General features: G+C 42.4%; 9 protein-coding genes, 1 tRNA gene and 1 pseudogene. 2 read left to right on the top strand and 9 right to left on the bottom strand.

What is annotated here, in order from left to right; all coding sequences use genetic code 11:
* Positions 1 to 31: 31 nt before the first annotated feature.
* The 3 genes from epmA to HUK62_RS06965 form a co-directional block, all read right to left on the bottom strand.
* Positions 32 to 1,015 (bottom strand): EF-P lysine aminoacylase EpmA, encoded by a 984-nt coding sequence (epmA, locus tag HUK62_RS06975; RefSeq protein ID WP_176537458.1) that lies wholly within the window; start codon positions 1,013 to 1,015, stop codon positions 32 to 34.
* Positions 1,012 to 2,079, bottom strand: coding sequence for a 4-phosphoerythronate dehydrogenase (locus HUK62_RS06970; RefSeq protein WP_176537457.1), 1,068 nt, complete (start codon positions 2,077 to 2,079; stop codon positions 1,012 to 1,014). Before HUK62_RS06970 ends, epmA begins: the two co-directional genes overlap by 4 nt.
* A 160-nt stretch (positions 2,080 to 2,239) precedes the next feature.
* Positions 2,240 to 3,172, bottom strand: coding sequence for an IS5 family transposase (locus HUK62_RS06965; protein ID WP_176537456.1), 933 nt, complete (start codon positions 3,170 to 3,172; stop codon positions 2,240 to 2,242).
* 12 nt (positions 3,173 to 3,184) lie between these two features.
* On the opposite strand from HUK62_RS06965, the gene HUK62_RS06960 reads away from it, so the two are divergent.
* Together HUK62_RS06960 and HUK62_RS06955 are read left to right on the top strand one after the other, a co-directional pair.
* Positions 3,185 to 3,580: a LysR family transcriptional regulator gene (locus HUK62_RS06960; protein WP_176537455.1), complete on the top strand. Its 396-nt coding sequence runs from the start codon at positions 3,185 to 3,187 to the stop codon at positions 3,578 to 3,580.
* 27 nt (positions 3,581 to 3,607) lie between these two features.
* A pseudogene (locus tag HUK62_RS06955) lies at positions 3,608 to 4,210 on the top strand (IS5 family transposase); the annotation flags it as partial.
* A gap of 452 nt (positions 4,211 to 4,662) precedes the next feature.
* Here HUK62_RS06955 and HUK62_RS06950 read toward each other — a convergent pair.
* The 6 genes from HUK62_RS06950 to lldP all read right to left on the bottom strand — a co-directional run bounded on the left by HUK62_RS06950 (position 4,663) and on the right by lldP (position 12,659).
* Positions 4,663 to 4,753: transfer RNA gene (locus HUK62_RS06950), tRNA-Ser, on the bottom strand.
* An 87-nt stretch (positions 4,754 to 4,840) separates the two neighbouring features.
* On the bottom strand, positions 4,841 to 6,877 hold the full coding sequence (locus HUK62_RS06945; protein WP_176538455.1) for an NADPH-dependent 2,4-dienoyl-CoA reductase: 2,037 nt from the start codon (positions 6,875 to 6,877) through the stop codon (positions 4,841 to 4,843).
* 189 nt (positions 6,878 to 7,066) lie between these two features.
* Complete coding sequence (dld, locus tag HUK62_RS06940; protein ID WP_176537454.1) at positions 7,067 to 8,764, bottom strand: D-lactate dehydrogenase; 1,698 nt, start codon at positions 8,762 to 8,764, stop codon at positions 7,067 to 7,069.
* A gap of 297 nt (positions 8,765 to 9,061) precedes the next feature.
* A complete protein-coding gene (gene lldD / locus HUK62_RS06935; RefSeq protein ID WP_176537453.1) occupies positions 9,062 to 10,213 on the bottom strand; it encodes an FMN-dependent L-lactate dehydrogenase LldD in 1,152 nt (383 codons plus the stop codon).
* 2 nt (positions 10,214 to 10,215) lie between these two features.
* A complete protein-coding gene (lldR, locus tag HUK62_RS06930; RefSeq protein ID WP_004694009.1) occupies positions 10,216 to 10,959 on the bottom strand; it encodes a transcriptional regulator LldR in 744 nt (247 codons plus the stop codon).
* Positions 10,960 to 10,991: 32 nt separating this feature from the next.
* On the bottom strand, positions 10,992 to 12,659 hold the full coding sequence (gene lldP, locus HUK62_RS06925; RefSeq protein WP_171428548.1) for an L-lactate permease: 1,668 nt from the start codon (positions 12,657 to 12,659) through the stop codon (positions 10,992 to 10,994).
* Between the last annotated feature and the right edge of the window lie 256 nt (positions 12,660 to 12,915).

Here is a 12,915-nt window from a genome sequence, read left to right as displayed (position 1 = left end):
GCGCCACAATCGGCGCTTTATTTAATTTCACTTAAGAAATGGATGCGGGAAAAGTAATGACTTTTTCCAACTGCATGTGTTCAGTGGCAATCATTAATAAACGATCTACACCTAAAGCAATACCTGCACATGCGTTCATTTGAGGCAAAGCAGCCAATAAAAACTCATCGATTGGCATTACATGTAAGCCTAACTTTTCACGTTCAGCATTATCGGCTTCAAAACGTGAACGCAACACCTCCGCGTCAATCAATTCATCATACGCATTGGCGAGTTCCAAACCTTCAATATACAGCTCAAAACGTGCTGCAACCCATTCACCGTCTTCATCCGTTTTAGTTTTGGCAAGCGAGGCTAGCTCTGGCGGAAAATCGGTCAAAAAGACGGGCGTATCAAAACCTAGGCTTGGCTCTACAAAATGCGAAAAGAGCAAATCGATATAGCCAAGGCGGTCATCACCCAAGTCCAAATTTAAACCCACGCGATTACAGCAGTCTTTTAACTCCTTCAAACTGGCTTGCAGTGGGTTCAAATCCAAGCGATCCATAAACGCATGCTTATAGCTCAAAATGGTAGGGCGAACTTCACCAAAACGCTGCTTTAATGTGACATTCAATAAATCTGTCACTTCAAACATCAAATCCTTCAAGCTGAAATTCGGTCTATACCATTCCAGCATGGTAAATTCACTATTGTGTTTACGACCATGTTCATCATCACGGAAGACTTTACAGATTTGATAAATCGGCCCACTACCACTAGCCAATAAACGCTTCATGGCAAACTCAGGTGAGGTCTGCAAATAATGCGTTTGTTGTTTGCCTTGTAGATGGCGCTGCGCTTGAACTGAAGCCAAATGCACATCGGTCACACCAGCTTGAGATAAAATCGGGGTTTCAACCTCAAGCACTTCACGTTCAGCAAAAAACTGGCGAATTTGGCTATACATTTGCGCACGCGCTCGCATGGCTTTTAAATCACAGGTTGGCTGATAATGGATCACGTCCTGACTCATGCCTTCGGCCCTCCGTGTGCAGCCCATTCACGGCGTAATGGATAAGTTTTTCTTAAATGATCAAAAGCTTTTTGATCGATCATCCCCTCTTTTAAGCAAGCACGTAAAGCGTGATCATCTCGTAAAATTGGATAGATTTCATTTAAATGCTGTTGAAGTGCAGATTTCAAATCTTGCCCTTCAAAATACTGCGCGCACACAGCTAACTGTGACTCGAAGCTTTTATCTGCTTCAAACTGAAAGGTCTTACAAAAAGCCTCATAGATCATTTGTGTACCACGAGCTTTACCTTCTAAGCTATAACCTGCGATATGTGGCGTCACCAGACTCACAGCTTTCAACACTTGTCCAGAAATCACAGGCTCATGCTCAAAGACATCTAGTACCACTTTGCGCTGTGTTTTTTCGATGTCGACCAATAAAGCCTGCTCTTCAATCACAGGCCCACGTGCAGAATTAATCAATATTGCTGTCGCTTTCATCGCAGCGAAAGCTTCGGCGTTGAACAAATAGTAGGTTGAATGTGATCCTGTTTTGGTTAAAGGCACATGCAATGAAATTGCATCGGCAGTACGCAACAACGTATTTAAATCGACCTGCTGAATCGTATCTTGCTGTACAAAAGGATCATGACCGATCACATTCCAGCCCAATAGTTTGGCCATATAAGCTACGCGAGAACCGACATTTCCTAGGCCAATAATGCCCAAAGTAAAACTTTCTTCAGCGTTCAGCAATGCTGGATTGAGATGGAGCAAAGCCGTAATCACATATTCAGCCACCGCCTGCGCATTACAACCTGCGGCATTCGCCCATTGAATATTCTGTTTCTCAATGGCTTCAATATCTAAATGATCCGTACCAATGGTGGCACTACCCACATATTGAAGTGTGGTGTTATTGATTAATGCTGGATTGACTTGAGTTACGGAACGCACCAACAGTGCTTTGGCATCTACAACATCGGCATGGGTTAAAGTACGCCCTGCTTTGTGCTCAATTTCACCAAATTCGGCAAAAAAATAATCGGTAAATGCGAGATTTTCATCTGCCACGATTTTCATAATGTCTTCCAACGCTTTGTTGGCTCTATGATAACCGTTGCACAAGCGCAACACTATGTTGCTCTGCAATACATCTGAATAAACACTCACGATGTTTCATCTTCATGGGGCTTTGTTGCATAAAGGCTTAAAAGACAGAGTTATCCTAAGTAACTCAATTTTAAGTGACAACTTGGGTGTGAGGTCGGCCTAATTCTGTAAATTTATTTAATACAGCTACGCGTGCATGGATCTCATTCACTTGGCTGTCAAAATTCCTAGCACTGAGTTTATCCCCCAACAATTTAATGCAATACATCTTAGTCTCAACCAAACTTCGCCGATGATAGCCTGACCATTTTTTCCATAGTGTCCTGCCTAAACGTTTAACTGTTCGAAGTAATTCATTTCGCTCTAGCGAACTGATCTTTGTATCTTTCCAAGGTTTCGCATTTTTTCTTGGCGGAATCACCGCATGCGCTTGCCGATCTGCAATAATCTGACGGCAATGCTTAGTGTCATAAGCTCCATCGGTATAAACAGAGTCAATCTGCTCATCTTGTGGAATCTGATCAAGTAAATCACCAAGTACCTGTGAATCACTTACATTATTGGTTGTAAGCTGAACTGCTCGTATTTGCAGGGTTTTGGCATCTATACCAATATGAAGTTTACGCCATTGGCGACGATATTCGGGCTGATGTTTCTTACGTTTCCATTCACCTTCACCCAAAAACTTTAAGCCAGTAGAGTCTACGAGTAGATGAAGCCCATCACTGTTTTTCTGATAACTAATTGCAATATCAATATGCTTTTGTCTTCTACAAAGCGTCGTGTAATCTGGAGCTGTCCAATCTAATCTGCAAAGATGAATGAGACTTTGAACAAAACCTGTAACCATGCGTAAAGAGAGTCTGAATAAAGATTTGATCATTAAACAGCATTGAATCGCTATGTCGGAGTAGGTTTTACTTCGACCTTGTTTGCCTTGTGGTTCTGCATACCATTGTGTTTTTGGATCGAACCAAATGGCAATATTCCCACGATTAATGAGAGCTCGGTTATATGCAGGCCAATTGGTTGTGCGGTAGATTTTGTGTGTAGGCTTCTTCATTTGGAAATTATATTGCCGAAGAAGCCCTTAAGAACAGCTTTGTGCAACAAAGCCGGTATGAGACCAAATGTATTGCTAGATAAATGTAATTGGTCTTTGCTTCGTATCTTCCGTGTGATTGTTCAAGAAGGCAGTTTGAACAAAGCCGCGATTAAGTTATTTTTAACCCAGTCAGCCATTAGTCAAAGTTTAAAAAGACTGGAGGAGCAGATTGGCGAAACATTGATTATTCGAACGGGGGGGAAATTCTATTTAACCGAGACTGGAGAAATTGTATTTGAAGCAAGTATGATGATTTATAGTCAATTAATGGACTATGAAGAACGGTTAAATACAGAGAAAAATAGCTTATCTGGTACGATTAAACTTCTGGTTCTGAGTGGCTTTGTTGCACAAAGCTGTTCTTAAGGACTTCTTCGGCAATATAATTTCCAAATGAAGAAGCCTACACACAAAATCTACCGCACAACCAATTGGCCTGCATATAACCGAGCTCTCATTAATCGTGGGAATATTGCCATTTGGTTCGATCCAAAAACACAATGGTATGCAGAACCACAAGGCAAACAAGGTCGAAGTAAAACCTACTCCGACATAGCGATTCAATGCTGTTTAATGATCAAATCTTTATTCAGACTCTCTTTACGCATGGTTACAGGTTTTGTTCAAAGTCTCATTCATCTTTGCAGATTAGATTGGACAGCTCCAGATTACACGACGCTTTGTAGAAGACAAAAGCATATTGATATTGCAATTAGTTATCAGAAAAACAGTGATGGGCTTCATCTACTCGTAGACTCTACTGGCTTAAAGTTTTTGGGTGAAGGTGAATGGAAACGTAAGAAATATCAGCCCGAATATCGTCGCCAATGGCGTAAACTTCATATTGGTATAGATGCCAAAACCCTGCAAATACGAGCAGTTCAGCTTACAACCAATAATGTAAGTGATTCACAGGTACTTGGTGATTTACTTGATCAGATTCCACAAGATGAGCAGATTAACTGTGTTTATACCGATGGAGCTTATGACACTAAGCATCTCATACCCATACCTCATCTTCTGCAATCTCATAAACTTCATTTTGATCATATCAAAAATATAAAAACCTAGTTTTTTATTTTAGCGTGCACTGAATATCTGCGTTCTTCTAACACAATTACACAGACTCATTTCTATCGGATTGTTGCACTCCATCATTTTCAAAGATGCTCTTAAAGCGACGTTGAAGTGTTCGTCCACTTTGCAGAAAAACGTATGAATTAGAAAATAAGGCTATGCAAAATTTGTCCTTTTTAGGTTCATAGACGAGAGCCATTTGGAAGTACATACTCGGAGCCAGTTATATTGGCCTCAGTGATGCCACCTGTCTCTTATAAATTGTGACTTTAGATCATACGTCTAGATTTTTAGTAGTAATATGGATTAGCTTGTGAGAAAAAAAACGAAATAAAAAAAGCCCCCTGTAACTACAGAGGGCTTTTCAAATTTGGCGGAAGCGGTGAGATTCGAACTCACGGAGGGGTATAAGCCCTCGTCGGTTTTCAAGACCGGTGCATTAAACCGCTCTGCCACGCTTCCATGTGCGCCATCATACGGAGCTTTTGTTTTGATGACAAGTAAAACTTACTGTCAAAGCAACCAACTGCATATTGTTTCATCAAAAACTTATAATTTCGAAGCGATTTCTGCACCTTCGCGAATCGCACGCTTCGCATCTAGCTCAGCTGCCAATTTAGCACCACCAATAATGTGATAATTCGCGAGTGTATTTTGCTCAGCACTTGGCATCAGATCCTTTACAGACTCCTGCCCTGCACACACAACGATAGTATCAACACGTAGCAATTGATCTTGTCCTGCCATATCCACCCAAAGCCCTTCATCAGTCACGGCTTTGTACTGAACCCCACGTAACATACGTACTGCATGCTTTTTCAACTGTGCACGGTGTACCCAGCCCGAAGTTTTTCCCAAACCTGCTCCAAGTGCAGAAGTTTTACGCTGTAATAAATAAATCTCACGAACAGGCGGATGAACTTCTGCGGCCTGCGTGCCTCCTTCAGAAACATAATTCGGGTTTGGATCTACACCCCATTCACGTTGCCAATCTGCAAGCGGTTGTGGCTGAGGTTGATGCTCGGGTTTCAATAAATACTCAGACACATCAAAACCAATCCCTCCAGCACCAATCACCGCAACCTTTCGACCGACAGGTGCGCCGCGTAGCACTTCTGCATAAGACAAGACTTGCGGTGAATCACTCCCTTCGATACGTAATGCACGTGGCACAACGCCTGTGGCAATGATAATTTCTTCAAAGCCTTCACGCTCAAGCTGCTCACGATTCACCTTGGTGTTTAAACGTAAGTCGACGCCAGTTTTTTCAATCTGTACTTTGAAATAACGAATGGTTTCATGAAACTCTTCTTTACCGGGTACAACTTTTGCCAAGTTGAACTGTCCACCCACTTCATGACTTGCTTCAAACAGAGTCACTTGGTGTCCACGACTGGCTGCAACCGTCGCGGCTGACATCCCTGCGACACCACCACCCACTACCGCAACTCGTTTCGGTTGTTTCGCCTTCAAATAAACCAACTCTGTTTCAAACGCTGCACGCGGGTTGACCAAACAGGTTGCACGTTGGTTTTTAAAAGTATGATCTAAGCATGCTTGGTTACAAGCGATACACGTATTGATCTCATCAACACGATTGGTCGCTGTTTTATTCACCCAAAAAGCATCAGCCAATAACGGACGTGCCATTTGCACCATATCCGCTTTGCCCGATGCCAAAATCTCTTCCGCGGTATCTGGCATGTTAATACGGTTTGAGGCAATCACTGGCACAGCCACGTGCTTTTTCACTTCCGCAGTATAGTCAACAAAAGCAGCACGTGGTACCGAAGTCACAATAGTTGGAATCCGCGCTTCATGCCAACCAATCCCTGTATTCAATAAGGTAATGCCTGCTTTTTCTAGTGCTTGCGCAATCGTAACCACTTCTTTCATGGTATTGCCATCATGCACCAAATCGAGCAATGACAAACGGAAGCAAATAATAAATTTTTCGCCGACTTGTGCACGTATTCCTTTAACGATTTCGACCGCAAAACGCATACGGTTTTCAATCGCCCCCCCCCAACGGTCTTCACGTTGGTTCACATGACGGCTTAAGAATTGATTCAGTAAATAGCCTTCTGAACCCATAATTTCTACACCGTCATAGCCTGCCTTTTTTGCAAGACTGGCACAGTTGACGTAATCATCAATGGTATTCAAAATTTGTTTTTCAGACATTTGACGCGGTTTAAAAGGCGAAATCGGCGACTTGATTGGGCTGGCAGAAACCACAAAAGGTTGGTAGCCATAACGTCCAGCATGCAAAATTTGCATTAAAATTTTTGCGCCATGCTTATGTACTGCATGGGTCACTAAACGATGCGGAGCAATATCCCCCAGCGTATTCATCGTACCGCCCGCAGGAAGAAGCCAACCTTGACGGTTTGGAGAAATCCCACCTGTAATGATCAGGCCGACACCACCTTTAGCACGCTCACCGAAGTATGCTGCCAATTTTGGATAATTATAAAAACGATCTTCCAAGCCCGTATGCATGGAGCCCATCACCACACGGTTTTTAATGGTAGTAAAACCCAAATGTAAGGGTTTTAAAATATGTGCATAGCTATTGGTTGTCATCATGAATCCTTATCTCTGGCTTTGCAACTTGTTGCACACTACTTTAGCTGTTTTTTAAAATATTGGGATGACAATTTATAAAAAATTCTTGGCATCTACGGTCAATTCAACTGAGCGCTCAAAAACATACGACAATAAAAAAACCAGTGACGTTGCCCTCACTGGTTTAGTTTTTTAGACCAAAGCCCTTTACTGCCAATGCTTCAGCTTACTGGTTTGACCAATACCCACATTAAAACTATTGGTTGGATCGAGCTTTTCATAATGCGTTCGTAGTGCAGGTTTTGCTACATATAAATGTCCGACATTATGCTCAGCTGGGTATTCCGCCCCACGAGCATCCAGTAAATGCCACATTTGGTGTTCCATCGCCAAAGGATCTACGCCTTTTTTCACAATATAGTCCTGATGAAACACATGACATAAAAAGTGACCATAATAGAGTTTATGAACAATCAGATCATCCATCTCTTTGGGCAAGGTTTCCACCCACTCGCGATCATTACGACGTAATGCAATATCCAGAGCCACAATATCTTCAACTTCTGAACGGTGCGTATCCCGATAGCGAATTGCTGCACCTGCAACAGCAAAACGATGTAAAAATGCTTTACGTCCTTCTTCCTCGCTACAATGGAAAAAATCACCTGAGCTTTTATCTTGGAAATAACGTTTTAAAAAGCTTTCAACTTGCTCGACATCTTGATTTTCAACCCGAATAATCAAGTGATGTTCATATAAATCACGGAAAGCATTCATCCGTTTCGGTAAATGATTAGGCAAAAATTTGGTGATCAATTGCAGGACTTTATCTGACAGTCCTTTCATACCAAATTTTTCTAAGTACGCATCGACCTTATCTTTCATTGCAAATGCAGCAGGTACTTTGGCTGTACCGAGTTTTTCAATAAACATAAAGGTGTCTTTACCGTACTCTGCCCCAATGTCATAAGCCACGCGATGAATGTATTCCCCTGCAATCGGCAATCGCGGCAAATCTTTTAGTAAAAAACGGCGGATTTCAGTCAAATCATCATGTGAATTTGTACCCACGTAGAATACTTGGCTTGGAATTTTTTCAAAGGTATCCAAACGTACGGCAAAGACACATACTTTACCTGCTGAACCCGATGCTTCATATAAACGAGACGGATCGGCATTAAAACGCGCGGGCGTATTTTCATCCACTTGTTTAACATCATGTCCATAACGATGGTCCGATGCGCAGCAGCCTGAGTTATTGATAATATCGCCGATTTGATAATTTTTCGTTTCAAGCTTGCTTAGAATTTCTTCAGGTGTTTCTCCGAGATTTACCCCTAAATGATTCACCAACTCTAACTGACCATCATCATTGACACGGGCATACAATGCCAGCTCAGTATAAGCAGGACCACGGCGCACCAAAGCACCGCCTGAGTTATTACAGACGCCACCTAAAACTGAAGCTCCAATACACGATGAACCAATCACCGAGTGTGGCTCCCGATTAAATGGCACCAATTCTTTTTCAAGTCGATCTAGTGTTGCACCAGGTAGACAAATCACTTGCTGACCGTCATTAATAACCTGAATTCCAACCAATCGACGCGTGCTGATCAGAACCACAGGACGGTCATAGTCATCGCCAAAAGGCGTTGAGCCGCCAGTCAAACCTGTATTGGCTGCTTGCATAATTACAATACAATCTGCATCAACAGCCGCTTGCAGTACTTGCCACTGTTCCAGTAATGACCCTGGTGCAACAACAGCCAGTACTTTCCCTGCACCGTAACGACGACCTTGGCGGTATAAACGTGTGTCTTTATCGTCAGTTAAAACGTGTTGTTTACCAACAATGGTGATGAGTTTTTGAATGGTTTGCTGTGAATCTGAATGGGGTTGCATATTGGTTATCCTATGGATGAATGCTTATACAGTTCAGGCTTTAAAGCATTCATAACGGCGGAGTAATTTCAGTTTTGTTTATATTTAGGAATTAACCTTCGGTTCGACCTACTTTTCTTTTGGGAAAAGTAGGCAAAACCATTGTCATCCGCAAAACTCGTCAAATACTTTCTGATAAATATTATCTTCGCAGAAACATTACTTTAAATATGTAAGCCTGCCTCGAACAATTGCAGATGACATTTACGCGTATCAAAGTTAAGAAAAAACTCGAATTTGACATTTAACAGTTAACGGCTAAGCCAACTCTCGTTCTAACTTCACTAAACAGTCAGACGTAATATCAGCAATGGTTTTTGCACCTGTTAAAGTCATTGCCACACGCATTTCTTTATCAATTAAATCAAGCAGATTTGAAACACCCTCACCGCCTGCCGCACCTAAAGCATAAACAAAGGCACGACCGAGCATACACGTGTCCGCACCCAACGCCAGCATACGTACCACGTCTAAACCATTACGAATACCCGAATCCGCGAGGATTTTAATATCACCCTTGACTGCATCTGCAATTGGCGGAAGTGCACGTGCAGAAGATAAAACGCCATCCAGCTGACGACCACCATGGTTTGAAACCACAATCCCATCTGCACCGAAACGCACTGCATCTTTGGCATCTTCAGGATCTAGGATGCCTTTAATGACCATTGGCCCATCCCAAAACTCACGAATCCACTCAAGGTCTTTCCACGAAATAGACGGATCGAAGTTAGAACCTAACCAACCAATATAATCTTCTAGACCTGTAGGCTTACCTAAGTATTTGGAAATATTGCCCAAGTCATGCGGACGTCCCATCATGCCGACATTCCACGCCCAGTGTGGGTGGAAACACGACTGCATATAACGACGCATTGCTGCATTTGGGCCACTCATACCCGAGTGAGCATCACGGTAACGCGCGCCCGGAACAGGCATATCCACGGTAAATACCAAGGTTGAACAACCTGCCGCTTTAGCACGTTCCAAGGCATTTTTCATGAAACCACGGTCACGTAGTACATAGAGCTGGAACCACATTGGACGTTGAATCGCAGGTGCAACTTCTTCAATTGGACATACTGAAACGGTAGACAGTGTAAATGGAATACCCTTTTTATCTGCAGCGACAGCAGCTTGAACTTCACCGCGGCGTGCATACATGCCTGTTAAACCCACAGGAGATAATGCAACAGGCATCGACAAAGTTTCATCAAACAGTTTGGTCTCTAAACTTAACTGTGACATGTCGTTCAGTACACGCTGGCGCAAAGCAATTTTTGATAAATCTTCTACATTACGCTTCAGGGTATATTCTGCATACGCACCACCATCGATGTAATGGAATAAAAATGGCGGTAAACGACGTCGTGCCGCTTCACGGTAGTCATTGGCAGAAGAAATAATCATGCTTATATCCTGTTTAATCGACTGGCGCGCTGACGACGAGCTTCTTCTTCATCAATCATTCGCACCTGTTGTACTACAAACTCAATGTGTCCACAGACTGCTTTACGTGCAGCTTCTGGATCACGACGTTCAATTGCATTCATGACTTGAAAGTGCTGATCATGCAATTGATCAAAACGGTGTGCTTCGCTATAGACTTTTCGACGTCCCAAAGCGACGTTGAACTGCAACAAATCGAACAGACCACGCATCATCTGAATCAAAACCAAATTATGAGAGGCTTCAGCAATCGCCAAATGAAATTTCGCATCTGCACGAGCCGCCTCATCATCATTTCCCAAAGCCTGAAAATGGTTAATCTGGTCATAATGATGTCGGATATTCACCAGATCTTCTTGGGTTGCGCGTTGTGCTGCATACCAAGTTGTTCCACCTTCTAAAATAATGCGCGCCTCTTGCACATCAAATCGATAGGCAGGATCCTCACTCATCAAATTACTAATCGGTTGTACGATTTGATAACTGGACCACGTTGCTGGTAATTGTTTTAAAAAAGTCCCCGCCCCCACTTTGCTGACCAACATACCCATGCTGGTCAACTGCGAAATGGCCTCTCTTAAAGAAGAGCGAGAGACTTGAAGCTGTTCACACAGTTTTCTTTCAGCAGGCAGACGGTCTCCAACTTGCATATTGCTTTGTTCAATCAATACACGCAGGCTTTGTACAGCTTTATCGGAGACTTTCATCTGCTTTCCTTAACGTTGATACACAATTTGTGTTATGGAATCATCCATGGGAACACATAGGCTTGTAGAGTAATCATAATACCCATCATAATTGTGAACGTTATACTGTGTTTTAAGGTAAAACGGAATAAATCAGACTCTTTACCAACCAGTCCTACCGCCGCACACGCAATCGCAATCGATTGCGGTGAAATCATCTTACCGGTCACACCACCACTGGTATTGGCTGCCACCAGTAAAACTTCTGGCACACCAATTTGCTGAGCTGTGGTGGCTTGAAGCGCTGCAAACAATGCATTGGCAGAAGTATCTGAACCCGTGAGGAATACCCCCAACCAACCCAAGAAAGGTGAGAAGAACGTAAATGCCGAACCTGTATGTGCAAGGGCCAAAGCCAAGGTCGAAGACATACCCGAATAGTTTGCGATAAAAGCAAAAGACAACACCATACCAATTGAATAAATGGGAACTTTCAACTCATTCAGGGTTTCACCAAAAGTTACCACAGCATCTTTCGGTTTCATCTTCAAATAGGCAATGGTGATCAATGCTGCAATAAAAATCGCAGTTCCTGTAGCCGAGATCCAATCAAATTTGTAAATCGCGTCATAGTCTTTAATTTCAGCAACTACAGGTGGCATTTTTTGAATCATTTGATGCAAAAATGGCACTTTGATTGAAATCACGAGATCATGCAATGCACCGTCTTTGGCAAATAAATCCTTAAACGGTTTCACACTCCAGATCGTCACCATCACAGTTAAAATCGCGAATGGAGACCATGCTTTTGCAATTTGTCCTACAGTGTATTTTTGCTGTTTTTGTGCAGCCACATCTTCACTCATTGTTGCGTCTTGATCTACAAAACGGAAAATGTGCTTCGGCTGCCAGTATTTAAACAAAATTGTTAAAGAAACCAAGGATGCAATTGCAGCCGTAATATCAGGTAATTCTGGCCCGACAAAGTTCGAGGTTAAGTATTGCGCAATTGCAAAGCTACTTGCACCCACAATAACCGCTGGCCATGTTTCCTTAATACCGCGCCAGCCATCCATAATCGCCATAATCCAGAACAGCACGATTGGTACCATAAATGGTAGCTGACGACCCACCATTTGACTGATTTCCATCGTATCGACACCAGACACTTGTCCCGCAACGATAATTGGAATACCCATCGCACCAAAAGCCACAGGTGCAGTATTTACGATTAAGCACAGACCTGCTGCATATAAAGGTTTAAAGCCTAAACCGACTAATAATGCTGCAGTAATCGCCACAGGAGCACCAAAGCCTGCAGCACCCTCTAAGAAAGTACCGAAAGCAAAACCCACTAACAGCATTTGTAAGCGCTGATCTTCAGTAATTGAGAGAATAGAAGAACGAATGATGTCAAACTGGCCTGTCTTCACTGAAATTTTATACAGGAATACCGCACCAATAATGATCCATGCAATCGGCCATAAACCGTAGAGGAAACCATAAGCCATCGATGCGAATGCCATCAGCACCGGCATCTTATAGGCAAATAAAGAGACAAGAAGTGCAAGTACAACAGTGATCGTACCTGCCACACTGCCTTTTAAACGAAATACCGCGAGCGCCAAAAAGAAGAAGATAATCGGAATCAGTGCTATTAGACTTGAAATCCAAATATTCCCCATCGGGTCATACATTTGCTGCCATTGAAGCATTGTCATCTCCTTGAAATGCTTACTAAGATTTAATTTTGAGCATATTATTGGCACTTTTGCCAATATTGGACAGACCAATATAAGCAACAGTAAAGAGAAACAAACCAATAATGACTTATGCTTGGCTTATTATGATTTAAAATGAAGTAAAACTTCAATTAAAAGTTAATATTGGTATGACCAATATTAACTACCTTCACAAACTAGATCATATTTCAATCAAATTAATATCATTGTTTTTACTGATATTTTTATGAAAATA

The sequence above is a fragment of the Acinetobacter sp. NEB 394 genome, assembly GCF_013374795.1.
GTDB classification, from domain to species: Bacteria; Pseudomonadota; Gammaproteobacteria; order Pseudomonadales; family Moraxellaceae; genus Acinetobacter; species Acinetobacter johnsonii.
Note: the sequence above shows the minus strand (reverse complement) of the source record. Positions and strands in the feature narration are given on the sequence as shown.